The 25,540-nt window shown below is 34.7% G+C and carries 27 protein-coding genes and 9 tRNA genes; 10 read left to right on the forward strand and 26 right to left on the reverse strand.

The genetic code is table 4. From position 1 onward, the window contains the following. Positions 1-25: 25 nt before the first annotated feature. The 3 genes from WEN_RS03210 to WEN_RS03220 all read right to left on the reverse strand — a co-directional run bounded on the left by WEN_RS03210 (position 26) and on the right by WEN_RS03220 (position 3,279). Positions 26-1,018, reverse strand: a complete 993-nt coding sequence (locus WEN_RS03210) for a hypothetical protein (protein ID WP_014850113.1) — start codon at positions 1,016-1,018, stop codon at positions 26-28. 84 nt (positions 1,019-1,102) lie between these two features. After that, the gene (locus WEN_RS03215) at positions 1,103-2,245 is read right to left on the reverse strand and encodes a hypothetical protein (RefSeq protein ID WP_014850114.1); all 1,143 of its coding nucleotides are present in this window, start codon (positions 2,243-2,245) and stop codon (positions 1,103-1,105) included. A gap of 161 nt (positions 2,246-2,406) precedes the next feature. Beyond that, positions 2,407-3,279 carry a hypothetical protein gene (locus tag WEN_RS03220; RefSeq protein ID WP_014850115.1) on the reverse strand — a complete coding sequence of 291 codons (873 nt, stop codon included), beginning with the start codon at positions 3,277-3,279 and terminating at the stop codon, positions 2,407-2,409. A gap of 367 nt (positions 3,280-3,646) precedes the next feature. Between WEN_RS03220 and WEN_RS03225 the strand changes: the two genes are divergently transcribed. The 3 genes from WEN_RS03225 to WEN_RS03235 all read left to right on the forward strand — a co-directional run bounded on the left by WEN_RS03225 (position 3,647) and on the right by WEN_RS03235 (position 6,721). Next, a complete protein-coding gene (locus tag WEN_RS03225) occupies positions 3,647-4,684 on the forward strand; it encodes a hypothetical protein (protein WP_238530693.1) in 1,038 nt (345 codons plus the stop codon). A gap of 282 nt (positions 4,685-4,966) precedes the next feature. Continuing rightward, entirely contained in the window at positions 4,967-5,773 is an 807-nt protein-coding gene (locus tag WEN_RS03230) for a hypothetical protein (protein ID WP_014850117.1), read from the forward strand. 282 nt (positions 5,774-6,055) lie between these two features. Continuing rightward, complete coding sequence (locus WEN_RS03235; protein ID WP_014850118.1) at positions 6,056-6,721, forward strand: hypothetical protein; 666 nt, start codon at positions 6,056-6,058, stop codon at positions 6,719-6,721. 18 nt (positions 6,722-6,739) lie between these two features. On the opposite strand, the gene WEN_RS03240 is transcribed toward WEN_RS03235, so the two are convergent. Continuing rightward, positions 6,740-7,591, reverse strand: coding sequence for a hypothetical protein (locus tag WEN_RS03240; protein ID WP_014850119.1), 852 nt, complete (start codon positions 7,589-7,591; stop codon positions 6,740-6,742). Between the two features lie 381 nt (positions 7,592-7,972). Here WEN_RS03240 and WEN_RS03245 point away from each other — a divergent pair, with 381 nt between their 5' ends. Both WEN_RS03245 and WEN_RS03250 read left to right on the forward strand, forming a co-directional pair. Then, positions 7,973-8,533 (forward strand): restriction endonuclease PLD domain-containing protein, encoded by a 561-nt coding sequence (locus tag WEN_RS03245; protein WP_052304254.1) that lies wholly within the window; start codon positions 7,973-7,975, stop codon positions 8,531-8,533. A 59-nt stretch (positions 8,534-8,592) separates the two neighbouring features. After that, positions 8,593-9,195 (forward strand): hypothetical protein, encoded by a 603-nt coding sequence (locus WEN_RS03250; protein WP_148268017.1) that lies wholly within the window; start codon positions 8,593-8,595, stop codon positions 9,193-9,195. 15 nt (positions 9,196-9,210) lie between these two features. Here WEN_RS03250 and tmk read toward each other — a convergent pair whose 3' ends face one another. Further along, positions 9,211-9,873, reverse strand: a complete 663-nt coding sequence (gene tmk, locus WEN_RS03255; RefSeq protein WP_014850120.1) for a dTMP kinase — start codon at positions 9,871-9,873, stop codon at positions 9,211-9,213. 49 nt (positions 9,874-9,922) lie between these two features. Between tmk and WEN_RS03260 the strand changes: the two genes are divergently transcribed. Genes WEN_RS03260 through WEN_RS03270 form a run of 3 tightly spaced genes read left to right on the forward strand, consistent with a single transcriptional unit; the run spans position 9,923 to position 13,376 of the window. Then, entirely contained in the window at positions 9,923-10,903 is a 981-nt protein-coding gene (locus WEN_RS03260; protein ID WP_014850121.1) for an ATPase domain-containing protein, read from the forward strand. After that, complete coding sequence (locus WEN_RS03265; RefSeq protein WP_148268018.1) at positions 10,900-12,408, forward strand: class I tRNA ligase family protein; 1,509 nt, start codon at positions 10,900-10,902, stop codon at positions 12,406-12,408. Before WEN_RS03260 ends, WEN_RS03265 begins: the two co-directional genes overlap by 4 nt. Next, positions 12,408-13,376, forward strand: a complete 969-nt coding sequence (locus WEN_RS03270; protein ID WP_014850123.1) for a P-loop NTPase family protein — start codon at positions 12,408-12,410, stop codon at positions 13,374-13,376. The genes WEN_RS03265 and WEN_RS03270 overlap by 1 nt, the downstream gene beginning before the upstream one ends. Here the strand turns inward: WEN_RS03270 and hprK are convergent. The 20 genes from hprK to WEN_RS03790 all read right to left on the reverse strand — a co-directional run bounded on the left by hprK (position 13,362) and on the right by WEN_RS03790 (position 23,007). Next, positions 13,362-14,318, reverse strand: a complete 957-nt coding sequence (gene hprK, locus WEN_RS03275) for an HPr(Ser) kinase/phosphatase (RefSeq protein WP_014850124.1) — start codon at positions 14,316-14,318, stop codon at positions 13,362-13,364. The two genes, WEN_RS03270 and hprK, sit on opposite strands and share 15 nt — an antisense overlap. A gap of 39 nt (positions 14,319-14,357) precedes the next feature. Then, entirely contained in the window at positions 14,358-15,596 is a 1,239-nt protein-coding gene (locus WEN_RS03280; RefSeq protein WP_014850125.1) for a phosphoglycerate kinase, read from the reverse strand. A 24-nt stretch (positions 15,597-15,620) separates the two neighbouring features. Further along, positions 15,621-16,634 carry a type I glyceraldehyde-3-phosphate dehydrogenase gene (gene gap / locus WEN_RS03285; protein WP_014850126.1) on the reverse strand — a complete coding sequence of 338 codons (1,014 nt, stop codon included), beginning with the start codon at positions 16,632-16,634 and terminating at the stop codon, positions 15,621-15,623. A 16-nt stretch (positions 16,635-16,650) separates the two neighbouring features. Further along, positions 16,651-17,649 (reverse strand): aminotransferase class V-fold PLP-dependent enzyme, encoded by a 999-nt coding sequence (locus WEN_RS03290; protein ID WP_014850127.1) that lies wholly within the window; start codon positions 17,647-17,649, stop codon positions 16,651-16,653. Continuing rightward, a complete protein-coding gene (locus tag WEN_RS03670) occupies positions 17,639-18,040 on the reverse strand; it encodes an SsrA-binding protein (protein WP_083838616.1) in 402 nt (133 codons plus the stop codon). The genes WEN_RS03290 and WEN_RS03670 overlap by 11 nt, the downstream gene beginning before the upstream one ends. 7 nt (positions 18,041-18,047) lie before the next feature. Continuing rightward, positions 18,048-19,922 carry an RNB domain-containing ribonuclease gene (locus WEN_RS03300; RefSeq protein WP_014850129.1) on the reverse strand — a complete coding sequence of 625 codons (1,875 nt, stop codon included), beginning with the start codon at positions 19,920-19,922 and terminating at the stop codon, positions 18,048-18,050. A 12-nt stretch (positions 19,923-19,934) separates the two neighbouring features. After that, complete coding sequence (locus WEN_RS03305) at positions 19,935-20,162, reverse strand: preprotein translocase subunit SecG (protein ID WP_014850130.1); 228 nt, start codon at positions 20,160-20,162, stop codon at positions 19,935-19,937. A 21-nt stretch (positions 20,163-20,183) separates the two neighbouring features. Beyond that, a complete protein-coding gene (gene rpmG, locus WEN_RS03310; protein ID WP_014850131.1) occupies positions 20,184-20,351 on the reverse strand; it encodes a 50S ribosomal protein L33 in 168 nt (55 codons plus the stop codon). A 45-nt stretch (positions 20,352-20,396) separates the two neighbouring features. Continuing rightward, positions 20,397-20,472: transfer RNA gene (locus WEN_RS03315), tRNA-Phe, on the reverse strand. 18 nt (positions 20,473-20,490) lie between these two features. Continuing rightward, positions 20,491-20,567 (reverse strand) — tRNA-Asp (locus WEN_RS03320). 4 nt (positions 20,568-20,571) lie between these two features. Continuing rightward, positions 20,572-20,649: transfer RNA gene (locus WEN_RS03325), tRNA-Met, on the reverse strand. A gap of 85 nt (positions 20,650-20,734) precedes the next feature. After that, positions 20,735-20,826, reverse strand: a tRNA-Ser gene (locus WEN_RS03330). 6 nt (positions 20,827-20,832) lie between these two features. Continuing rightward, a tRNA-Met gene (locus tag WEN_RS03335) sits at positions 20,833-20,909 on the reverse strand. A 4-nt stretch (positions 20,910-20,913) separates the two neighbouring features. After that, positions 20,914-20,991 (reverse strand) — tRNA-Pro (locus WEN_RS03340). A gap of 4 nt (positions 20,992-20,995) precedes the next feature. After that, positions 20,996-21,071 (reverse strand) — tRNA-Arg (locus WEN_RS03345). Positions 21,072-21,075: 4 nt separating this feature from the next. After that, positions 21,076-21,151: transfer RNA gene (locus tag WEN_RS03350), tRNA-Cys, on the reverse strand. An 11-nt stretch (positions 21,152-21,162) separates the two neighbouring features. Next, the gene (locus WEN_RS03355) at positions 21,163-21,480 is read right to left on the reverse strand and encodes a hypothetical protein (protein ID WP_014850132.1); all 318 of its coding nucleotides are present in this window, start codon (positions 21,478-21,480) and stop codon (positions 21,163-21,165) included. Then, positions 21,467-22,435, reverse strand: a complete 969-nt coding sequence (locus WEN_RS03360) for a deoxyribonuclease IV (RefSeq protein WP_014850133.1) — start codon at positions 22,433-22,435, stop codon at positions 21,467-21,469. The genes WEN_RS03355 and WEN_RS03360 overlap by 14 nt, the downstream gene beginning before the upstream one ends. Further along, positions 22,384-22,791 carry an iron-sulfur cluster assembly scaffold protein gene (locus WEN_RS03365; protein ID WP_014850134.1) on the reverse strand — a complete coding sequence of 136 codons (408 nt, stop codon included), beginning with the start codon at positions 22,789-22,791 and terminating at the stop codon, positions 22,384-22,386. The genes WEN_RS03360 and WEN_RS03365 overlap by 52 nt, the downstream gene beginning before the upstream one ends. A 39-nt stretch (positions 22,792-22,830) precedes the next feature. Further along, complete coding sequence (locus WEN_RS03790) at positions 22,831-23,007, reverse strand: hypothetical protein (RefSeq protein WP_158308831.1); 177 nt, start codon at positions 23,005-23,007, stop codon at positions 22,831-22,833. 45 nt (positions 23,008-23,052) lie between these two features. On the opposite strand from WEN_RS03790, the gene WEN_RS03370 reads away from it, so the two are divergent. Both WEN_RS03370 and WEN_RS03375 read left to right on the forward strand, forming a co-directional pair. Continuing rightward, positions 23,053-25,056, forward strand: coding sequence for a cysteine peptidase family C39 domain-containing protein (locus WEN_RS03370; RefSeq protein ID WP_014850135.1), 2,004 nt, complete (start codon positions 23,053-23,055; stop codon positions 25,054-25,056). Further along, complete coding sequence (locus WEN_RS03375) at positions 25,056-25,424, forward strand: hypothetical protein (RefSeq protein ID WP_014850136.1); 369 nt, start codon at positions 25,056-25,058, stop codon at positions 25,422-25,424. Before WEN_RS03370 ends, WEN_RS03375 begins: the two co-directional genes overlap by 1 nt. Positions 25,425-25,427: 3 nt before the next feature. Here WEN_RS03375 and WEN_RS03380 read toward each other — a convergent pair. Beyond that, positions 25,428-25,519, reverse strand: a tRNA-Ser gene (locus WEN_RS03380). Positions 25,520-25,540: the final 21 nt, after the last annotated feature.

The raw sequence follows: 25,540 nt of genomic DNA on the forward strand, positions 1-25,540 counted from the left end.
CTCACTAATTACTACTTGGTCTAGTCTAACTCCAATAGCTTCAGTGATCTTGTCTTCAATCTTTATCTCTTGAATTAGACTTCTGTAATTTTCAAATTCTTTTTTTTAACTTTGCTTTTTCCCCAAGGATATCAATGTCTAATGGGAAATATTTGCTTATTGTTACTTTTCCGCCTCACAAATTTGCTTCAACTTTTTCAACTATTATGCTTGTATTTTCATACAAAATATTTCCTTTTCCAGTTGAACAGCCCATATTTTCTTGAACTTGTACCCCAATATCCATTCCCATTCCTTTAAATTTTTTTCACCCATCAAAATCTGTCATCCCACCATTTCTCCAAATTTCATTTCCTCCCTCACAACTCAAGCTTCCTTTTCTAGCTATTGAAAATCCGGTTTTCAAAGATCACTTCAAATTCTCACTTATTTCTTTACCACTATCTCCAGAATCTTGATTTTTTCATTCTCCGATGTTTGTGATTCCATTTGTTCAAGCTTCTTTTGCCTTTTGATCTTTTTGATTCTCAGAGGTTCTAACTGCAGGCATCAAATAGATAGTTTTCTCTCCCTTTGCAATAATTAGTCAAATGTTTTGAGACTCTTCTGGAGTTATTTCCTCAATCTTTGGTTCTTGCCCCTCCCCAGCTCAGCTAACTTTTAATAATCCAACAACTTCTCCGATGGATTCATGATTAATATCAATATTTTTTTCATTTTTTATTCATTGCTTTTTGAAAACTAACTTATAAATATCTCTTTTTTTATCTTTAGTTACTGTTTTTCATTTTTCACTCTCTATTTCTTGTCATTTATCTTTACTAACTTGTCAACTATTACCATTTACCTTTTCTGATATTTTTTCTTTTTCTCCTTGATTGACTTCTATTGTTCACTTAAACTTTCTATTTTCTTCTGAAAAAATATTAGAGGTGTTTCCGAAATAAACTAGAGGACTTCCTCCAGTTCCTGTAAATACTAAAACTCTTTTAAGTAGTAGAGGATTTATTGAAGGCAAAGCCTAAATAAAAACTCCCGTACCTAGAAAGAGTTTATTCTTGTGAGTCTTGTGAAAGGGGAGACTTAAAGATGCTTAAGTTTTTTATTTCAATAATTCACGTATTAGGGTAGGTTTAGTAATACTTCCTCACTTTATTTCATTTTTCTTTCCTTCTCCGATTCCAGTGTCACTAATTATTACTTGGTCTAATCTGACACCCATAACTTGAGTGATCTTGTCATTAATTTCTATTTCTTGTACTAGGCTTCTAGAAGAGCTTGTTTTATTTTCCAGTTTATTTGCATTTCCCAACACCGATATATCAAGTGGGAAGTATTTCTCATTTTTTTGACACTTTCCAACCCTCCTATGTAATGTATTGCCGCGAATCCAGCCCGCATTTCTCCACAATCTAACCTCATCGCTCACAGACTCCTCCTTGTTTCATTCTTTCTCTTTTTTCTGATTTCCTTCATAGTAAACAATTTTTCTCCCTTCCCTTCTTCATTCTGTAACCTGATCAGCATTTTTATTCAGAATGCTACCCCCTCTGCTTATTACAATTCCTGACTTATATTTCTTTTTGAGATTCTCGTTACAGTCCGGCTCTCAACTGTCACTTGTATCAAATTTTTTAGCTCATGTTCCGATATCCTCTATTCCGTGTTCTCAAATATCATTCTCAATTTTTCCACTTGATCTCCCGTAACTACTAGTATCTCCTTCAGAAGAAGCCCTTACTACTGGAATTAAGTAGATAGAGCTTTCACTTTTAGCAATAATCAATCAAACCCTCTTATCTTTACCAACTTGTATTTCTTCAGTTCTTACATCTTTGTTTTTCGCCCCATCAAAACCTCCTCAACTAGCCTTGATTAAAGCTAAAGCTCCTTTAGCTGATTTGTCTCCTAGCTTCTCATCTTCTTCTTGAATCCATGAACTTCTAAAAGCTAATTTATAAGCACTTCTAGCTGTCTTACCAGATAATTCTCCTCATTTGCTTTGTTCTACTCCTTGTCATTTATTCTTGTTTAAACCTTCAAGTCAATAACTTTCTTTTGCTTTCTTAGCTTCTACAGACCTCCCCGAGCTGTCTTGACTATTTAAATTCAGGTTTAAAGTTCACTGGAATTTTCTAGGTAGTTCTGTAATTTTAGATGAAGAATACACTTGGAGAATTAAGGGGCCTCCACCGGCCCCTACAATAGTTAAAGCTTTAACAAGAAAAGTTGTTAATCCTCTCACCTTATCTTTAAAAGATAAATTTTACATATTTTGTGTTTATTTGTATTATTGTGTTTTTTGGGAATTTCAATAAAGAATCTGGAAAATGCTCTCTTAGCTAAATGGAAATTACAGTATCAAAAGTTTTTTGTTTTTGAATAAAAAGTTAAAAAATTAAGGTTTTATTTCAATAATTCTGGAACTCAAGTGAGTCTATTCACGGTCCCCCATTTTAGTTCATTTTCTTTCTTGATTCCAACTCCAGTTTCGTTGAACATTACTTCTTCTCATTTATAGATACCAACTTCTTCAATTTGTTCGCTTACTTCAACTTCAGACCATGAAGCTTTAGATCTACCTTTTAATTCTTTAAGTTCAGATTCCCCTAATACTTTGATATCTAGAGGGAAATATCTTGTCTCTGCATTACCTCTCTCGCAGACCTTCTTCCTATCATTCTTTCTAACCAAAATTCCAGCATTCTTATAAATCACCACATCTCCCTGCTTTCTTCCTTGTTTCTTTTCAACAAAACTAGCAATATCACTACTTCTCCCACCCTTACTCCCTCATCCTAAGCCACCTCCATAACCTCTTCCTCCCCGACCAATTATGAATCCATTTCGAAGCTTATTTTTTAATTCTTCATTTTCCTTATCATTTAACCTGCCACTCCCCTTCCACCCACTAAGATTATTTACTCCATTATTTCAAATTTCATTTACTTTGTCTCAACACTTATTACTACCCCTGTAATGCCCCAATCCCCCACCAGTAACCCTAACAGCCGGAATTAGATAAGTTGACTTTTGACTTTTAGCGACAATTAACCAGACAGCCCTCGCCTCTTCTGTTGAAACCTCTTCCAGTGTTACCTGACTAATACCTCTACCCCCTGTTTTTTTCAAACTAACTTTGAATAAACCAAGTCCCCCTTTGACTGAATTATTTCCCGAGAAACTACTCTCTTCTCGTGTTCATTCTTTCTTGATCATTAACTTATAGATTGTTTTTGCACCATCATCTTCCACCAAGTTTCACTTATCAACTTCCAATCCTTGTCACTTTTTCTCTTTTGAGGTTCATCCACTATCTCCTTTCTCGACTACCTTTTCTGTCCCCTTAACCTCTCCGTTATCCTTTAGTGTTCATTTGATGTTTTTGATAAAAAACCTCTTTTTGGATGGATGGTTTGATGTTTATAACGGAAGGAAGATAAGGAGTTTAAATAGATGTTGGTTTTTGAAAAGAAAAGGGGTTATTAGGGAAATTTGATTTTATGGGTCGTAAAAAGGTTGGGAGTTTTTAAGGATGGATGATAGTGGGTTTAAAAAAGATGAATCGAGAGTAATTTAAAGGCGATTTAGAGCTAGAGGGTCCTAAATAAAATTTTTGAAAATACAGGGAAAGGAGGGTATTCTTTTGCTTTCGAGATTACTAGGAATTAGTCCTAATCTCCTTAGGAAGATTTTAATTGTCGCTAGTAGCGGAGGAAGCCCAGCATTTTATTTTGGGTCCCCTGACATCTTTAATTTTGGGGCTAATAGAAAAATCAAATGAACACTAAAGGATAACGGAGAGGTTAAGGGGACAGAAAAGGTAGTCGAGAAAGGAGATAGTGGATGAACCTCAAAAGAGAAAAAGTGACAAGGATTGGAAGTTGATAAGTGAAACTTGGTGGAAGATGATGGTGCAAAAACAATCTATAAGTTAATGATCAAGAAAGAATGAACACGAGAAGAGAGTAGTTTCTCGGGAAATAATTCAGTCAAAGGGGGACTTGGTTTATTCAAAGTTAGTTTGAAAAAAACAGGGGGTAGAGGTATTAGTCAGGTAACACTGGAAGAGGTTTCAACAGAAGAGGCGAGGGCTGTCTGGTTAATTGTCGCTAAAAGTCAAAAGTCAACTTATCTAATTCCGGCTGTTAGGGTTACTGGTGGGGGATTGGGGCATTACAGGGGTAGTAATAAGTGTTGAGACAAAGTAAATGAAATTTGAAATAATGGAGTAAATAATCTTAGTGGGTGGAAGGGGAGTGGCAGGTTAAATGATAAGGAAAATGAAGAATTAAAAAATAAGCTTCGAAATGGATTCATAATTGGTCGGGGAGGAAGAGGTTATGGAGGTGGCTTAGGATGAGGGAGTAAGGGTGGGAGAAGTAGTGATATTGCTAGTTTTGTTGAAAAGAAACAAGGAAGAAAGCAGGGAGATGTGGTGATTTATAAGAATGCTGGAATTTTGGTTAGAAAGAATGATAGGAAGAAGGTCTGCGAGAGAGGTAATGCAGAGACAAGATATTTCCCTCTAGATATCAAAGTATTAGGGGAATCTGAACTTAAAGAATTAAAAGGTAGATCTAAAGCTTCATGGTCTGAAGTTGAAGTAAGCGAACAAATTGAAGAAGTTGGTATCTATAAATGAGAAGAAGTAATGATTAGTGAAGTTTTTGTTTCCTTCTAAAGAAAAAAGTTAATTTATTTAATTCTGGCTATTAGTAGTTTTCTAAGAAGCGAAAAACGCGGAGGATAACGTAGAGATAATGATTGAAAATGGCAGAAAATTTTTTAAAGATAGCAGAGAGGAAGCCCAGCATTTTATTTTGGGTCCCCTGACATCTTTAATTTTGGGGCTAATAGAAAAATCAAATGAACACTAAAGGATAACGGAGAGGTTAAGGGGACAGAAAAGGTAGTCGAGAAAGGAGATAGTGGATGAACCTCAAAAGAGAAAAAGTGACAAGGATTGGAAGTTGATAAGTGAAACTTGGTGGAAGATGATGGTGCAAAAACAATCTATAAGTTAATGATCAAGAAAGAATGAACACGAGAAGAGAGTAGTTTCTCGGGAAATAATTCAGTCAAAGGGGGACTTGGTTTATTCAAAGTTAGTTTGAAAAAAACAGGGGGTAGAGGTATTAGTCAGGTAACACTGGAAGAGGTTTCAACAGAAGAGGCGAGGGCTGTCTGGTTAATTGTCGCTAAAAGTCAAAAGTCAACTTATCTAATTCCGGCTGTTAGGGTTACTGGTGGGGGATTGGGGCATTACAGGGGTAGTAATAAGTGTTGAGACAAAGTAAATGAAATTTGAAATAATGGAGTAAATAATCTTAGTGGGTGGAAGGGGAGTGGCAGGTTAAATGATAAGGAAAATGAAGAATTAAAAAATAAGCTTCGAAATGGATTCATAATTGGTCGGGGAGGAAGAGGTTATGGAGGTGGCTTAGGATGAGGGAGTAAGGGTGGGAGAAGTAGTGATATTGCTAGTTTTGTTGAAAAGAAACAAGGAAGAAAGCAGGGAGATGTGGTGATTTATAAGAATGCTGGAATTTTGGTTAGAAAGAATGATAGGAAGAAGGTCTGCGAGAGAGGTAATGCAGAGACAAGATATTTCCCTCTAGATATCAAAGTATTAGGGGAATCTGAACTTAAAGAATTAAAAGGTAGATCTAAAGCTTCATGGTCTGAAGTTGAAGTAAGCGAACAAATTGAAGAAGTTGGTATCTATAAATGAGAAGAAGTAATGATTAGTGAAGTTTTTGTTTCCTTCTAAAGAAAAAAGTTAATTTATTTAATTCTGGCTATTAGTAGTTTTCTAAGAAGCGAAAAACGCGGAGGATAACGTAGAGATAATGATTGAAAATGGCAGAAAATTTTTTAAAGATAGCAGAGAGGAAGCCCAGCATTTTATTTTGGGTCCCCTGACATCTTTAATTTTGGGGCTAATAGAAAAATCAAATGAACACTAAAGGATAACGGAGAGGTTAAGGGGACAGAAAAGGTAGTCGAGAAAGGAGATAGTGGATGAACCTCAAAAGAGAAAAAGTGACAAGGATTGGAAGTTGATAAGTGAAACTTGGTGGAAGATGATGGTGCAAAAACAATCTATAAGTTAATGATCAAGAAAGAATGAACACGAGAAGAGAGTAGTTTCTCGGGAAATAATTCAGTCAAAGGGGGACTTGGTTTATTCAAAGTTAGTTTGAAAAAAACAGGGGGTAGAGGTATTAGTCAGGTAACACTGGAAGAGGTTTCAACAGAAGAGGCGAGGGCTGTCTGGTTAATTGTCGCTAAAAGTCAAAAGTCAACTTATCTAATTCCGGCTGTTAGGGTTACTGGTGGGGGATTGGGGCATTACAGGGGTAGTAATAAGTGTTGAGACAAAGTAAATGAAATTTGAAATAATGGAGTAAATAATCTTAGTGGGTGGAAGGGGAGTGGCAGGTTAAATGATAAGGAAAATGAAGAATTAAAAAATAAGCTTCGAAATGGATTCATAATTGGTCGGGGAGGAAGAGGTTATGGAGGTGGCTTAGGATGAGGGAGTAAGGGTGGGAGAAGTAGTGATATTGCTAGTTTTGTTGAAAAGAAACAAGGAAGAAAGCAGGGAGATGTGGTGATTTATAAGAATGCTGGAATTTTGGTTAGAAAGAATGATAGGAAGAAGGTCTGCGAGAGAGGTAATGCAGAGACAAGATATTTCCCTCTAGATATCAAATAATTTTCAAAAAAATTAGGTTTATTTCAATAACTCTCTAGTTCAAGAAGGTCTGCTCACATGCTCCCAATTTATTTCACTTTCACTTCCATCTCCAATCCCAGTTTCGCTAATTACTACTTGGTCTAATCTGACACCTATTACTTGAGCAATTTTGTCACTAATCTCTATTTCTTGTTCTTGATTTTTCTTTATTCGACCCCTCGTTTCATTTCACTTATTTGTTCCTAATATTTCTATATCTAATGGAAAGTATCCCCTTCCACCATTTCTTTTTTGTTCACATATTCCATTTCCATCTTTTCCCCCTAAAATTCCTGTGTTTTTATATACAATTTTTTCTCCTACGCCATCAGTCCCGAAACTCCAACTCGCTTCTCCTCAACCCATTCCCTTCCAGCTTCTCCACCCCGCTAAATCTCCAACATTGCTTGGCTTGTGATTTCTGCCACCTATAAACAAATCACCACCTCTCTTAATCGTGATTCCAGACTTCAAAGTGTTTTTTAACTTTTCACTTTCTTCTTTTGTTCAAACCTCCCTTTCACTTTCATTTCATTCACTAATTCTTTCTACCCCTCCTTCTCAAATCTTTTTTTCATCTGGCCAACATTGTCCTCTCGCTCAAGACCCAGTGTTTGTTACAGATGATCTAACAGAAGGTATTAGGTAAATTGACTTTTGCCCTTTAGCAACTACTAGTCAGATTTTTTTCATATCTTCTTCCGTGATTTTTTCAACTCGTACCTTCTCACTTTCTTTTCCACCCCCTATCCCTCCTCAACTAGCCTTAGCTAAGCCAAGTGCTCCTTTAACTCCCTTTTTGTCAATAAGTCCTATCTCTGTTCGTTTTCATTCACTTGTAAAAAACAACTTATAAATACTCTGATTTATCCCCTTTAATTCACTTCAACTCTCACTTTTTAATCCTTGTCATGCTCTTTCTTCTAGCCCCTCTAATCAATAACTATTCTCTGCGTTAACTTCTAACCTCTTACCTTTTTCTCTATTTTCAGATACTAAAAATCACTTAAATTGCCTTTGTACTTCCGGAATGGTTGCGGAAGGCCCCCCCCGAAAAAAATTAAGGGACTACTTCCTGTTCCCGAAACTGTTAGGACTTTCTTTAAAAGTGCTGGGTTTCTAAGTAACAAGTCTGACAATGGTACATGTATCTCTAATTAACAATGTTAAATGTGCTATTTTCCGCCTTTTTCCCCTCTTCCGCTAATAAATGTAACAACAATCTGTTGAGTGAGTACTAAATTTCTTTACTCCAATATTTGACCTTTAAATCTCAAAAGGGGTCAAGAATCAATTAGAGAATGTTTTTTAGAAGAACTCGCGAAGGCTGATGAAATAAGAATCTCCGTGGCTTATTTCTCTATAGGTTCTTTATTGTCGTTGGATGAATTAATTGAATCTTCAAATATTAAAAAGGTGTGCTTAATTCTTGGAATGTATGGAAAAAAGGATTTCCCAGAAAGCTCATATGAAATAGCTCTATCAATTAATGAGAAATGACAAAGGTCAGGAATTGGGGAAATAAGAATGACAAAAGATTGAAGATATCACGGGAAACTCTATTGTTTTTTGAGAAATAATCAAATATTCTCTGCCATCACCGGATCTGCTAACTTAAGTTTTTTGCACTTAAGAAAATATCCCCAATATGAAGAAGCTGTTTTTATTGAGGATCCGGAAACCCTCAATGATTCTTTGGAGCATATAAATGACTTACTCGCTTCAGGAATTACTGAAAACATACATACTTGACTTCCTCCCCCAGAGAAGGATCTCAATCCAAATTTCTAAAATAAATCTCACAAAAGATTTTTAGTATGCGATCTTGAGAAGAAATATACTTCCGAGAGTTGAAAAAAGCGGAAATCTTACAAACTATTGTTTTTAAATTAAATGTTCCTACTGAAAAAGAAGTACAAGAGTCAGGTAAAAAGTTAGATTTATCACAATCAGACCTCAATGCTTGTTATTGCAAGCCTGTAATTAATCCTTGGAGTGGAGAGAACCAAAGTTGATACGATGTCAAGTTGACAGTTCAAGGGGAGCATGATCTACCTTCTGAAAGAGAATGATTCTATGTAGTGGTTGATAGAAAGCGTCACTTTAGGGCTCATTTTTCTGGAAAAAAGACTAAGAGATTGGTCTCTCTAAGTGATCCAGAGATTTTAGGGCAAATAACAAAGGGTGCCTTGGCCCAAGAGGAAATATGTTATGAAATTGATTTCACCAAAGAGGATCCGGAAAGAAAGGGGATAATCACTCAAGAGATGTTAGACGAATATAGTGATTCAGAAGTGATTTTGCAGAAAACCAATAAAACAAGGAAAGACAGAAGGGGAAAAGAAAGAGATATATGATTGATTGATTTTCCCTACAATCCCCGAAGGAATAATGAAGAGTTATATAGATTGTTTAATGAGATAATGCAACGACAAAAACTTAAAGATTTGTAGAAAGTATTGCTTACTCTACTTAGCTATAAGTCGCTCGATATAAGAAATTACTAGTTGAGCTTTTTCCTCTCAACTAAGAGAGCTAGGAATTAAAACAATCTCTTCTCCGGACTCTCTTAGATGTTGAATGGCTCAATCATAAGCAGACACTAAAGAGTCATAACTGAAGGAATTAACAGAATCATATTTATTGTCTTCTCTCTTATGACTCTTGTGTTTAGAGTGTTCTTCCTTAGAGATCTGCAATACAAAAGTCACTAAAGGCTTAGTCCCTTTAGAGATGTATTTCATATTTGAGTCAAGCAAGTCTAACTCTACTTTCTTTAGATAAGCTTGATAGGCAAGAGTAGAAAGATAATACCTATCACAAAAGATTAGAGAGTTTTCTTGTAACTTGGGAATTATGAAGTTAAATAGATGATCTGATCTCATAGCTAAAAAGAGAAAGGCTTCTGAGACAGAACTAAAGCAATTTGAGAATATGAGACTACTTAGTTGAGAGTATTTAGTTTCTTTATTGGGTCCATAAGGTTCTGAGGTAAAGTAGATCTTCTCTCCAAAATAGTTTTTTATTGAACTATTTTGCTCTAACTCTAATTGACTTTTTAATAACTCAATAAGGCCAGTTTTTCCAGATGCATCAATGCCTTCGATGACAATAAAAAAATTATTTTTCATCCTTTTTAACAAATTTGACTAATAAATGTAGTGAACAAATCATTACGTAATGAGTTCTTCAAAAACAAAAGGTTTGAGCGAAAAGCTAAGCTCTTTGGGGATCCAACTCTGAAGTGATGAAAAGAGAATTCAAACAAACCCAGTTAATAATAACTTTTCTAAGATTCCTACAGGTTCTTATGCCCTAGATAGAGCGCTAGGTACAGGAGGTTGACCTGGTGGAAAAATAATAGAGATATTTGGAGCTGACTCTTCAGGAAAGTCTACTTTAGCTCTACATGCTATTGCAGAGGCCCAAGCACAAAATAAAACCTGTGTGTACATCGATCTAGAAAATACCTTAAATAAAGTTTGAGCAGAAAAAATAGGAGTTAAAGCGAATCAACTATATATCTGCTATCCTTCTTCCGGAGAAGAAACCTTCAATATCATTAACTCTTTAGTTCAAAGCAACGAAGCAGACTTAATAGTTGTTGACTCAGTTGCAGCTATGGTACCTAATGTGGAACTAGAAAGTTCTATTGAAGATCAAAATATGGGTCTACAAGCTAGATTAATGAGCAAGGGGTTGAGAATTCTTCAATCACACTTAATTAACTCTCAAACAACAGTGATCTTTATCAATCAAATTAGAGAACAAATAAAGCAATCTTTCTTCCCCTCTACAACCACTTCTGGAGGTAGAGCCCTTAAGTATGCCGCAAGCATTCGAGTTGAGGTTAAGAGATTAGAGGCAATCAAGAAACAAGAAAAAATTGTGGGATTCCTAACAAAAATTACAATCATTAAAAACAAATTCAATAATCCTTTAATACAGCTGAATCTAAGGCTGTATTTCGACTCAGGATTCTGTAAAGCTTATGAACTCATTCATGAAGCTCTTGAGAGAAAACTCATAGAAAAAAGAGGGGTTTGATTCTATTACAAAGATAAAAATATTGCACAGGGACTATCTGCTCTAAAAGAAAAGCTGTTTAGCCCCGCATACAGTGCACAACTTAAAGAACTTCAATCAAAACTAGAGAAATAAATCATTCAGAGAGTGAGCTTTTGCTCACTACTCCCCTCTTTTATGCTTCTGGAGATCCGCACATTGGTCACGCCTACACCCTATTACTAGCCTCGATAGCTAAAAAGTATTTTCAGTTAATAGGCAAGAAAGTCTATTTACTGGCAGGAGTAGATGAACACGGGGAGAAAATTCTACTCAAAGCTCAAGAAGAGAAATTAGAACCTCAAGTATTTGTAGATCAAGTAAGTCAGAAATTTAAAAACTTAAATCAAGCTCTTGAGTTATCAGTAGATCTATTTATAAGAACTTCTGATCAAAGTCACAAAGAGTTTGTCACTGATTTTTTTAATAACTTAGTTGAGAAAGGAAATATCTATCTCTCTAAGTGATCTGGTTATCAGTGCATTAGTTGTGAAACTAATTACTCTTCTAAGTACTTTGAAAAGAGCAATCTTTGTGAATTGGGTCATCAACTAATTGAAAGAGCTGAAGAGAGTTACTTTTTAAAGGTAAAAGAATTCAAAGATTGGTTCTTGACTTACTACAAAGAGAATTCAATTATCTTTCCAGAGCACTACAGAAGTAATCTAGAAAGTGGAATAGTTAGTGAGTTAGAGGATCTTTCTGTTTCAAGAAAGAATCTCTCTTGAGGCATTCAACTATCTAATAGTTTTTGTATATATGTTTGATTTGATGCTCTGTTAGGTTACTTAAGCAATGAAGAAATAAGAGAGAAGTGAAAGAATAAAGAATTAAAGATTATCCAAATAATTGGAAAAGAGATATTTAAATTTCACTCTATTTACTTTCCTTTACTCTTAAAAGCTAAAGAGCTTACTCTTCCTAGTAAATTAGTTGTTCATGGTTGACTAGTAAATCAAAAGAATAGAAAGATCTCTAAATCTGAAGCAAGTTTGATTGAAAAACCTTTACCCAAGATACTAGAGGAATTTCCCCTAGAAACTCTTAGATGATATTGTGCCTATCTCAACTGAGGTTCAGATCACACTTTCTCAGAAGAAATACTCAAGGAATATCACAATAAATATCTATTGAATTTGTATGGGAACTTAATTAATAGACTCAAGGGAATACTCTCCAAAAACAACTTAACTACTAGTCAGTTAGAGGGGGGATTTACTATTTCAGAGTTCTCTGCAAACTTTCAACTAGGTACTGAATTACTCTTTCAAGTTAAAGAAAAGATAGAGAATTTTGAGTTCTATTGAATAGTCAATCAAGTCGTTACCTTACTTGAGAATGCCAACAGACTGCTGGAGAAATTTGAACCTTGAAAGTTAGAGGTTAGCTCCTTAGAATATCAAGAACTAAATGTTTTGTTGTACAGGCAACTGGTATTGGCTAGTTACCTATTCTCTCCTATCTTCAGTGAGACCAAGTGAAAAGAGATCAAAGAATCTTTGAGTATCTCAAGTGAGTTAGACTCTGACTTTCTTAACACACTATCTAACTTTGAAAGTGTCTCTCTCCCTAAAGCTCATAACTTATTTATTAAGTACTAATGTCTCTAATAAATAATGTTTTTGTAAAGCTAAAGAAATCTACTGCTTTTGAATATCTCTCTCAGTGATTCTCTAACACCTCTGTTTGAGACTCTCAGAAGTTACAAAAAAATATCTCTAATTGTCTAATTAAGTTAGATTTCCAGCTAGAACTAGCTAACTCAATTGCTGAAAGATTACTCCAAGAACTAAAAAAAAACAAAGAGATAAATGAGTCAATAATTAAAGAGAAGCTAATAGATCTGTTAGTGGGGCACTATTCTAACTCTGTGGAACAACATTCCATCGAAGGGTTAAAGAGACTTAATTTCAAGCCAAATCAATGCAATGTTTTTTTCATTGCTGGCTCTAATGGGGTAGGTAAGACTAGTTTTATAGCTAAGTTAGTCTACCTCTTGAAAGTTAAATATCAACTAGTTAACAAAATTCTCTTAGTTGCTGGAGATACCTTTAGAGCTGGAGCGGTAGACCAACTAGATATCCTGGCCAAACAACTAAAGGTTGATATTATGACTCCTAACTTACCGGAAAAAGCTAGTGCATTAATCTACAGAGCTCTTAGAGATAATCACTCACAATATGAACTGATTATTATTGATAGCTCTGGGAGACAATACAACAACCAAAACTTACTGCTAGAACTTAAAAAACAATATTCAATTGTTGAGAAGGTAATGTCTAAAGTTCCGGAAGAGAGCTTCTTAGTTCTAGATTCAACTCTTGGTACTTACTCCCAACAAGAGTTAGCTAAATTACTAGAGGTAATTCCTATCTCCGCTTTAGTACTAACCAAAATGGATAGCACCACCAGAGGAGGAGTTATCTACAACCTAAGACCTAAATACTCAATTCCAATCAAATTTATTTGTTTTGGGGAGAAAGTAGAAGATATTGAACTATTTGAAATTAACTCTATAACTACTCAACTAATTAATTCTGTGTTCAAAAGTGAACTATCTCTTAGCTAACTTAGACTTAAGATTTTCTTTTAGTACCCTATCAAAAGCTTTAGCAGAGTTGTAACCAGACTTCTTCATTTTGTGATCATTCACGCAAGCTTGAATTAACTCACTAATATTTCTACCCACTTGCACAGGAATGATGTAGTGAGGTAACTTTACATCCAATAATTTTTTGTACTTAATATCTTCTCCTCAGTTTTCTAGACTCTCAATAGTATCTGTACTACCATATTTCTTTAATTCAACTATTAAGTGAATTTTGGTTTCATCAATAATCTTGGATCTACCAATTGCTTCTTTGATATTGATAATTCCAATCCCTCTAACTTGAATGAATTCACTAGTTTGAGGATTAGCTCTGGCAATAACTGCATTCCCTAGCCTAGTGATATTAATAGCATCATCACCTAAAAATAGGTGATTGAGACTTAATAGATCTAACACTAGCTCTGTTTTACCTATGCTAGGTTCACCAATAATTAAGACTCCTTCTCCGAAGACACTAACTACAGAGCCATGTATAGTCTCTCAACTAGCTAAGCTCTTGGCTAGTCAAGTACCAACAGAATTGAATATCTCTTTAGTTGAGTAATCCAGTTGAATAATTGCTGACTTATTGTTATTAAATTCTTTGTTCAGAGAGTCTAGGAGCTTAACTTCAGTGAAATTGTTACTCAATAGAAATAAAGGAGGGTTCTTGGTAATGATTGATTTAAGAGTCTCTATTTGCTTACTTTCTTCCATAGTCTCTAGGAATTGACATTCCATTTGACCTCAAATAACAACAGATAAAAGCTCTTGTTCTAGGAAGATCCCATTTAATTCCATTCCTAACCTACTTAAAGAAGAAATGTGAATTAATCTTTGAGAGTTCTCTTGAGTCTTATTAATGTACTTTCCCCCAAATCTCTTGTAGATAGAAGTAACAGAGATTGAAGTTCTTTCCATAGTTAGACAGCCCTAAAGAGCTGTCCGTTAGTGACTAGCTTAAAATTGCTTGTCTTTGATGGCTTCTATTCCTGGCATAGCACCTCTTTCTAGATAGGTAAGAGTAGCTCCCCCTCCAGTAGATACAAAACTAAACTTATCTGTCATATTTAGTTTTTCTGCAGCCGCAACAGAGTCTCCCCCTCCAATTAAGCTATAAACTCCTCTTTTTTCAGTTACTTCTGCTAACTTTCTAAGAATTGAGAAAGTACCGCCAGAATAATTCTCAAATTCAAAAACTCCCATAGGACCATTTCAGATAACTATCTTAGAACTATCTAATATTTCTGAGAAGTATGCAACTGTTTTAGGTCCTATATCAAGAGCCATTCCTGTGCTCCAATCTGTAGAATCAGCATCTACAACTATGCTAGGTAAATCAGCAAACTTTTCTGACACTAAGTGGTCCACAGGAAGAACTATCTTATGAGGGTATGCAGAGAGTATCTCTTTACATTGTGGAATGTAATCATGTTCAACTAAAGAAAGTCCTACAGCCTTACCTTGAGCCTTCAAGAAGGTATAAGACATTCCTCCACCAATTAACAACTTATCTACCTTTTCAATTATTTCCTTAATAAGTCTTAGCTTGTCTGAAGCTTTGCTTCCTCCAAGAATCATCACTTTAGGTCCTTCTTCGGTGTCACAAGCATAATCAAGAGCCTTTAATTCTTTTTCTACTAAGAATCCAATTGCATTATCTTGAGCTCTTTCTGCAACTCCAACATTTGAAGCGTGTGCTCTGTGTGAAGTTCCAAATGCATCATTAACAAATACATCACCTAGACTGGCATAGAATTCTGCAAGAGCTGGTGAGTTTTTACTTTCTCACTTAACTACTTCTTTAGTTGAAGAGTCAACATCATAATATCTAGTATTTTCAAGAATAGTTAGATCAGCATTTACTTCCTTAATTTCTCTCTTTATTTCTTCAAACTCTCTAGATTGAATGAAGTGAACTTTCTTAATTGAAAAGATATTTTGAAACTCCTCTGCAACTATCTTTAGACTCTTCTTTCCAGACATCATATCGTCATAACTCTTAATTCTGTCAAAGTGACTTAAAGCAACTACCTTACAACCTTGATCAAATAAGTAATTAAGTGTTTCAATGGTTCCAAGTATTCTAGTCTTATTCTTAATTACTCCATCAATAATAGGAACATTAAGGTCTAGTCTAACAACTACTCTTTTACCTTGTAGTTTTAAATCCTTTAGTGTTTGCTTATTAAATCTCATTAACTATCTTTTAGTTATTGAAAACTAAAGGGAGATATAGTAGTGAAGGGTTCTAGACAATTGATTTACATAAGAAGATTCATTGTCATATCAAGTGTATAGTTTCACTTCACCAGTAGGAAGAACTTTAGTTAATTGAGAGTCAAAGATGGAACCGTGAGTATTTCCAATAATATCTGAAGAAACTATTGGATCAGTTATGTAAGCCATAGTTTCATTTGCAGCTGATTCAAGTGATTGATTGATTTCTTCAGCAGTTGCTGGCTTAGATAGTCTAAGTGTTAAGTCAACCAAAGAACCAGTTAATACAGGAACTCTGTGAGCAATACCATCTAATTTTCCTTGTAGGTCTGGAATAACCTTTCCAATTGCGGCCGCTGCTCCAGTAGTTGTAGGAATAATAGAATTGGCTGCAGCTCTAGTTCTTCTTAAGTCTGCGTGAGGAGCATCTTGTAGTCTTTGGTCAGAGGTAAAAGCGTGAACAGTAGTCATAAATCCTGATTGAATTCCAAACTTTCTGTGTAATACCTTTACTACAGGAGCTAAAGCATTTGTAGTACAGGAAGCTCCAGAAATTACATTATCTGAAGTTGCAATTGAGTTGTGGTTCACATTGTATACAACAGTCTTAATGCTGTCATCCTTTGCAGGAGCAGAAATTAATACCTTATCCGCACCAGCATCCAAGTGACACTTAACTGCTTCTCTAGTCAGTAATCTACCAGAACATTCAACTACACAGTCAACATTTAATTCTCCTCAGTGGTAACTCTTTTCTTTATTGAAGTTGTAAACCTTGAAACTCTTTTCTACTCCACTCTTCAGATTCTTTAAGTGAATATTTTCTTGATCACTACTAATTTCCCAGTCAACCAGTACACCTTGTGAACTGTCATACTTTAGTAAATGTGCTAATACACTAGGTTCAACAATATCATTAACCGCTACTACTTCTATACTTTGTGAATTAAGCAGATTTCTGTACAGTAATCTACCTATTCTTCCAAATCCATTAATACCTACTCTATAAACTTCCATAGGTTTAATTTATTTTTTATTTTAAGAATTTAACACTTTTTTCAAAATATCTCATTAACTCAAATAGCTTCTCAAGCTCTTCAACTGTATTCAATACTGATAGAGAAAAACGTATCAAAGACTTATCTGATACTAAGGAATTAGTGGAACACAAGTCATTGAATCTAAATACAAAATTGTGCTCTTCTAATAGATAAGCAAAGTCATGTGTAGCATGTCTCTCCACTTTCACTAAAAAAATAAGAGAGTTAGGATAGTGAGTGTAACTAAATCCAGAATCTTCTGGAAAGTTCTTCACTCAATACTCTATTAACTCTTTTGATTTGTATTTGTTGCTCTCAAAGAAGCTCAAGATAGTTTCAAATTCTTGTTCTCAAAGATAAATAGACCTTCAATCTAGGTCTGGAATTGTCTTAAAGGGTTTCTTAGAGACTATACAGCCCAACCCAAAAGGTCCTAAGCACTTATGTGCTGAGAAATAAAAGTAATCAAAATGTTCTTTAATTTCAGAGAGATCATCACTAGCGACAGATTGTGTGAAATCGCCAATAACTACTAACTCTTGCGGAAGTTTAGAAAGTTTCTCTTTAGTCCAAAGAGAATTTCCTAAGTTATCTCTAAGAGTTATCAGTAACACTCCTTGTTCATCCTTTCACTCTCTCTCAGGGTTATAGTGCTGAAACTCTATTCTCTCAGGATATTTCTCTCTCAATCACCAAATGCTAGCGTAATTAGAGATGTGTTCGCTCTCTGAAAGATAAACCTTTATCTTCTCTTCTACAACTAAACTCTCAAAGATTTCATTTATTGCATAGGTAGAAGAAGGTACTAGAGTTATTTGCTCCCTAGTGACTCCTAATCAACTAGCTAACTTACTAACTAAAGAATGAAGATAGAATTCTTTATCTTTAACTCAACTAGTGTCTGAGTGACTCTTAACTAATCTCTCAATAAAAGAAGGTAATTTAAGAGAAGTAGTTGCGTTGTCAAAGTAAATAAGCTCTTTAGTCTTCAAGATCAGAGTATTTACTTCTTTCCTTGGCTCTCAAATACTTCTTATTCTTCTTTTCTTTTAAGTAGTTTTTGTTGTATTTACAAAGCTGTAACTCTAACTTAATTCTTCTATTCTTCAAGAAAAGAGAAGAGGGGAGAATAGAATATCCATTTTTCTTAGAGGAATCAATAATCTTTCTTATCTCTCTTTTGTGAAGTAATAGTCTTATGGGCTCTGAGTGAAAACCTACTAAGAATAGCTCAGTCCCTATAGCTTTTATGTAACTATTAGAAAAAGCTAGTTCACCCTTGAGTATTCCCTTAACTACAGGTGAAGTAAGACTTAAACCAGCTATATAACTATCAAAGGATTGATATTTATATAGTCTTTTTTTATTACTCTGTAGGTGAATTTCCTCTCTATCTCTCTATAAATTCATCTCAAGAATACTCTACTTTTCTTAGTTGAATAGTATCTCCTAATTTCTTAGAAGATTTGCAGTTTTCTCTTCTAATATATCCCTCGTAACAGTTGTCTATTCGGATATTGTATCCACATTCAGATTTAGACATAATAACCCCTTCAAACTCTTGATTGGGATATTTAGTTAAGAGATATTGATACAGCTTTCTAGCTATAAATCTTCTTTCAGCTGTAATAGCTCTTTGTTCAGCTAGATTAGAAAGATAGACTAATTTCTCTAAACTCTCTTGACTACTCTCTCTTTCTTGATTGGAGTAAATCTTGGGAGCTAAGAAGTGCATTCACAATGCTTTGTGAACTAATAGATCAGGGAGTCTTCTTATGGGAGAAGTGAAATGTAGATAGTTTTGACTATTTAGTCCAAAGTGACCTATATTAAAGAGACTGTATTCTGCTTTTGGGAGAGTTAATAAGAAGTTATGTTGTATTAGATGAAAGCTGGGGTGTTGTTTAAAGATAGTTAACAATCTATTTAGCTTAGTGGTAGTTAAGTCAGGAACATCTAAGAATATAGGTGCATTACATCTAAAGTGTTGCATCTCATATAAAAAGTTATTGACTCTAGCTTGTTCTGGAGTTTTGTGAACTCTATAGATAGTCTTTATATTATGTTTCTTAAATCACTCTCCAACTAAGTTATTAGCTAGCACCATATATTTCTCTATTACTTTCTCAAAACTAATTAGCTCACTGCTTTCTTCATTAGCTCTAGAGAGAGAAATAATTTTCTCCTCTTGATTTGTTTGGTACTCTAACTTATCTTGAGAGATTCTCAGAGTCTCTTGATTCCCAAATTGTTCTCTCTCAACAAATCTCTTTGCAACCTCATAGCTATTTAGAACGGCTAATTTAAGCTGTTCATCTTCAAAGAAATCTCTTTCTTTCCCTTGCATATATCTATTCAGTTGTTCATATGTGAATCTCTTTTTAGAGCGAATAAAAGCTGGGAATATCTTCAGAGTTGATTTCTTTAACTCTGCTCTACCACTTATTTCTATAGAAAGGCAAATAGTATTCTTTCTCTCTCCTTCTCTTAGAGAGCAAAGATCCTCAGAGAGTATAGGAGGAAGCATAGTAATCACTCTATTTAGTAGATAGATAGAAGTACCTCTTTGATTAGCCTCTTCTGCTATAGAAGGTAAGTGTCTCAAATATCCTCAAACATCTGCAATTGCAATATACAACTTAAAGCCATCTGAAGTCTTTTCTGTGCAAATGGCATCATCGAAGTCTTTAGCTTTCTCTCCATCTATAGTGAAGAAGTATTTATCTTCTAGGGATTTATAGCTCTCTTTATTAGTTAGAAAAGATTCTCTTTTCTCTTTAAGTTGTTCTATTTCTTGTTGAATACTTCTACTTTCAAAGTCATTAGGGAGTTTTAGATCTAGTACTAAAGAGTTGAACTCAACATTTGGATTATCTTTGTGTCCTAGTATCTCTAAGAGTCTTCCTTGTATTCTTTCTGGAGGAAAGCTTCTTAGTTGAACAAGTAGTTTATGACCTACTTGTACTCTAGAAAATGTCCCATATATATCTCTCTTGCCAGGTAATTGAGGATCATCAAAGAAAACAACTATTCCTTGTTTTAAGAGTTTTAAAACCTCAACAACAAAGTTAAGCTTGAATCTCTCAACTATCTTTACTACCTTCGGTTCACTATCTCTTGCATCAGGAACTCTAAAAAGAACTAAGTCGTTATTAAGAGCTCCTTTGAGATTCTCTTTAGTAATTCTTAGTTTGAATCGGGGTATATACCCCGATCCACTAAATCTATTAACTTTTACCCTTTTGTAAAAGAGATTCCTGCTCAAGAAGCATTAAAGCTATCCTTTTAATTTTTTCACATAGCTAATGCAGAGAATAAATAAAAGTAAGGTACACAAGAACATTAATAGCTTAAGTATCTTTACTATTCCATAGTCTTTGGTCTTCTTAAATAGCTCTATATCATAACCAGATAAGACAGAGAAACCTCCAGTAGAACCAGAAGAAGATAGCAATAACCCTAAGACTAAGAGAATAAAAGCAAGACTAAAGATAACAGCTAGCACTAAGTGTTATCTTTCTTTGGATTAGTCTGGTTTTCTTTCTATGTGTTTAGAGTGTTTTCTGCACTTTTTACAGAATTTCTTAAGTTCTAATTTTTTATTAACTACTGTCTTATCTATCTTCTTTTGACTTAAGTAGTATCTGAACTTACACTCAGAACATTCAAAAAGAATAACTATCCTAGGTGCCATTCTCTAAATACTACTTAATTTAAAGGATACTAAATGTTTGTATTATGGTGGCTTCGGGCAGAATCGAACTGCCGACACACGGTTCTTCAGACCGTTGCTCTACCGACTGAGCTACGAAGCCTACCCAAAAATCCATATATGGCGGGCCTTACGGGATTCAAACCCGCGATCTCCACAGTGACAGTGTGGTATGTTAGGTCTCTACACTAAAAGCCCCTAATGGTAGCGGGGGTAGGATTTGAACCTACGACCTTCAGATTATGAGCCTGACGAGCTAACCAAACTGCTCTACCCCGCGATACTATAGAAACAAATACTCTCCAAGAGGAGAGAAAGAATCCCTCATTGAGAGACTTCACTCATAGGAGATGTTAACAAATAAATGGCGGAAGCTAAGGGATTCGAACCCCTGCGCACCTATTAGATGCCTCTCAGTTTTCAAGACTGACCCCTTCGTCCACTTGGGTAAGCTTCCTAAAAATGGTAGCAGGAGCGGGGCTCGAACCCGCGACCTATCGGATATGAACCGATCCCTCTAACCAACTGAGATATCCTGCCTTACTGGTCGGGACAACAGGATTCAAACCTGCGACCTCTTGGTCCCAAACCAAGCACTCTAATCAAACTGAGCTATGTCCCGCTACTGGCCTCCTAAATAAGAGTCGAACTTATAACCTCTTGCACCGCAAGCAAGTGCTCTGTCCATTGAGCTATTAGGAGCTTTTGGAGGTGTCTATCAGATTCGAACTGATGCATATGGAGGTTGCAGCTCCATGCCTTACCAACTTGGCTAAGACACCCTATAAAAACTTTATATACTGTTTTCTTTCTTTAGTGGGACAAATGTAGAGTTTCTAGGATCCTTAACGGCCTCTACAGGAGTTACATTATCTCACTTATCTAGTTTGTTAGATATCTTATTTAGCTTTATCTCTAACTTTCTCTTCTTAGTTTGAGTCTTCTTAATGTAATTAACTAGTCTTTCATCTATAGTTCTTATCTTGCATTGAAGAGAGAATTGCTTCTTAGATAGTCTGCTATATCTTTTTAGTTGTTTCTTGTTGTGTCAAGACTTATAACCATACCAACAAGAAGTTAAAAAGGAAGTGCTTTTCTTATTCTTGCTCATAGCGACTATAAATTGGCTTGTGTTCTGGATTAGGAATAGGTTTTCAAAGCTTATTCCTAATTAATTGAATCTCTCATTTATAGGGGGAGACTAACTCTTTCTTCTTTCCCTTTTGTTTAACCCAAAATGGAGTTTCAACTATTATAGGAAGGGTTGAAAAGAACTCATCATAGGCTCACTTAATGAGTGTCTCAAAGCCTATATGACCATAGTTTAGGTTAGCATGTCTATCTTTCTTAGAACCCCTTACATTCATTGAATCACCTAGATGTAAGGTTTTGACTCTTTCTAAGCCTATAAGAGAGTCAAGGTGTTTCTTAAATCCCTCTAGATCAGAGAGATCATATCCACTGTCATGTAAATGCACTGTATCTAAGCAAACAGCTAGCTTAGAGTTTCAATTACAACCTTCAAAGATCTCTTTTAACTCCTCTAGACTACTGCCGAGTTGATTCTTCTTTCCAGCCATCGTTTCCAAGGCAAAGAAATAATTTAAATGCTCTGTGGTCTTTAGTATTCCCTTTAAGTTCTTAATTATCTCTTGTATTCCCTCTTTTCTCTCTCCTATTGCAAAGCCTGGATGAACAACAAATATCTGAATGCCCATTTGAACAGTTCTTTGAATTTCATTCACTACTAAAGAGTGAATGAAACCATCCTCATCCTTCTGCGCCAGATTAAAGATATAGGGAGCATGAACTACACAGTTTTGAAAGCTAATATTAGCTTTCTTTGCTTCTTCTAATCCCTCAGCTAGGAATAATTGTTCTACTGGTACTCTTCTTTGGTTCTGTGGAGGTCCAGTAAAGATCATGAAGCAATCCGCTCCATTGTAGATTGTTTCTCTTACTGTTCCTAAGAGATAGTTATTAGGTTTGTTAAGAGAGATGTGAGAACCTAGTATTAGTTGTTTATTAACTCTTTCTTCAACTCTAGAGCTCCTATTGTTAGACACTTTCTTCTACTTAAAGCTAATTTAAATTTCTCAAATAGTTTTAGATTGTTGTCTAGTAAGTCTGAGTTAAAGTCTTGAACTTGAATCATATTTAGATAGTTGTTTAGTATCTCAAGAGCTTCTCTTTTGTTCTTGTGTTCTATTGCTAAACAAAGAGCATTAACTGAGGCTTTAAAGAGAATACAACCTTGTATCTCTAGTTGGATATTGGAGATAGTAGGTTCTGTAGCTAGAGATAACTTGAGGCTATCTTGACAGCCTAGTTCTTGGTTTGGTTGAACTAAGATGCCTCTCGTTGCTTCCTTTGAAGTGAATTTAGTGAGACTTGAAAGTCAATAAATAGTATCTTGATACATAAGCTTGGCTATAAGCCAAGCCTTTAATGCTTAGTTAAACTAAGCTGACTTGCAGGAAGAACAGTCTGTGCAACATTCAGCAACTGGTCCTTCTTCGCAACAACAATCTGAACAACAACTAGAGATAGTTGAACAACAATGATGATGACAGTGTGAACAGCAACAACTAGTGTGGCAACAGTGGTGATGGTGGTGACACTTAAAACAACCTGACATTTTCCTTAATTATATAAAAATTTTGCAATTAATGAATAAGAAGATATGAAAATCTACTACCAAGAAAGTGAACATGACTGTGGAGTCTCAGTCACTAGATCTCTCATTAATCACTTCTTAAAGAAAGAAGTTAGTAGAACAGAGTTATTTGATCAACTCAACATCAGAGATAGAGGCATCTCCATCTTTGAATTGGAGAGTATTAATAAAAAGTATGGAATACACCTAGAGGCTTACAAACTATCCATTAAAGAGTTACAACAAAACCCTTTAACAGGGTTTTTTGTAATGCTCTTATATAGAAATAACTCAGAACACTTTGTAATAGCAAAGAAATATAGAAGTTCTTGTTTACTCTATGACTCTGAGTTAGGTAGGTTTAGAGTTAACTACCAACAACTAGCTTCTATATTCTCTGGAAAGATACTACTAGTAGAGAAAATTGATTCTTCTAGTAAGTCAAGAATAGTAGTTAATTACGCAGAGAAAGAACTCTCTATTCTCAAATTACCTAGATGAATAAGAAACATATCGCTGGAGTTAGTAGCCTTTGGAATACTAATAGTTAGCTTTGCTATTAATAAGTTAATTTTTGAGGATGTAATACAGAGTCATCATTGAGGGAATATAGGTTCTATTCTCTTTTTCTCTGTATTAGTTATCTTTATCTGGTCTCTAGTAGAGTACCTTAAGTCTATTTACTATCTCAAAGATAAACAGTGGTACTTTAAAGAGCTATACAGATTACTACTGGAAAGATTAGAGAGAAAAAAGAATTATTTCTTCTCTAAGTTAGCTAAAAATCAATACTTATTAGCTCAAGAATATATAGAGACAATCTCTCTATTCTATAGTGAGTTGCTGAGCACTATAGTCTCTGGAATTCTTATCTCTCTTTTAGTTAGTTGTTATCTAACTTACTTACAACCTTATTTCTTAGTTCTTATTGTTGTCTCAATGCTCTTTAAATCAGTTAGTTTTTATCTACTTCACAAGCTGGATAGCTCAGGAATAGAGAGACTATTGAAACACAAAGTAGGTATTCAGAAATTAATTTTTAAGCTAAATAAATTTCTGAAATATGAGTGAGACTTCAGTAAATTCTCTTTCCTTAATAGTGTTTTGGGTGCTGAATTAACTGAGTGACAACTAACAGATAGTTTCTTTCAGTCTAGAAGGGTTCTATTACTAAAACTTAATTTCTTTCTTACTCAAGTAATTAATTGTTCTATTTACTTTCTTGGAGCATATCTCTATTTCCAAAACACTATTTCTATTTCCAACTTGATAATGGCTGGAATAGCTTATATGCAATTAAGTAGTGCTTTAGATAGAGTCATTCTTAATGCTCTTAATTGAGCTAAGTACTCTAATTCAGTAACTCAATATAAACACTTATTGTTTAATGACAACTTACCCAGCCTCTCTATACAGTCACTAAAGGCTAAAGTAATAGAGCTAAAAAGGTTAAGTTATCACAATGGAGAAAAATCCATATTTAATAACTTAAATCTCTCTATTTTTCCTAGTACCTTTATATATGGTCCTTCTGGGGTAGGTAAAAGCACCTTGTATAAGTTAATCTCTGCTAAGTTACCAGATGGAGTTAACTCTATCTTCATTAATGGAGTATCTCTTTCTAATCTCTGAGAAAGCTCTCTTAACACAGTAATTATCTATCAACACTCTAAAACAGAACCTTTAGAGTTTGATTGAGTAAGACTTAAACAATCTCTAAGTGAAAAGGAATTAGAGCTGGTTTTGGACTTAGCTAGTCAGATAGATATATATGACTATCAACCATTAAGAACTACAGAATTAAGTGATGGACAAAGACAATTTTTTAACTTCCTTTATCTTTGTACTTTAAAGGACAAGATTCTCTTATTAGATGAAACTACTTCTCATATCAACTCAGTTGTTAGAAAGGTAGTATTTAGAAAGTTATTTCCTATTCTTTTTGAGAGAAACTTTGTAATTTGTTCAGAACATAACTTAGAGTTAAAAGATTTTTTTACTCATCAGATTGATTTAAGTGAAAAACTCTAATGTTTCTGAAGGAAGTTTTAGCAATATTAGCTTTTAGTTCTTCTACTTTAGCTATTGCAGGCTTTGCGATCAAAGTAGATAAGTTTGAACATAACTATCTAATAGATAACAAATTAAATCTATCTCTTGAAAATTATAGAAAGTTGAACTTAAAGAAAGGGAATAACTTCTATTACTTTGAAGAAGATAGCTCTAAGTTAGCAAAAGTAACTGATATTCAAGTAATGAGAATGGGAGACTCTAGAGAGAAAGAATATATTCAACTCTCTTTAGATCCTAAAAGAAACTACCAAACTAATTGAAAATCTACTAAAGCTGTTAAGTACTCTTTGGGTTCTAAGCCTTTTTGAATAAATCTATTGAGTTAAAACTGGCGGAAACTAAGAGATTCGAACTCTTGCGCAGCAAATAAGCCACCTAGCATCTTAGCAGGATGCCCCCTTAACCACTTGGGTAAGTCTCCCTAGACTTTCTTAATTATCTT

The organism is Mycoplasma wenyonii str. Massachusetts (genome assembly GCF_000277795.1).
Taxonomy (GTDB): domain Bacteria; phylum Bacillota_I; class Bacilli_A; order Mycoplasmatales; family Mycoplasmoidaceae; genus Eperythrozoon_A; species Eperythrozoon_A wenyonii.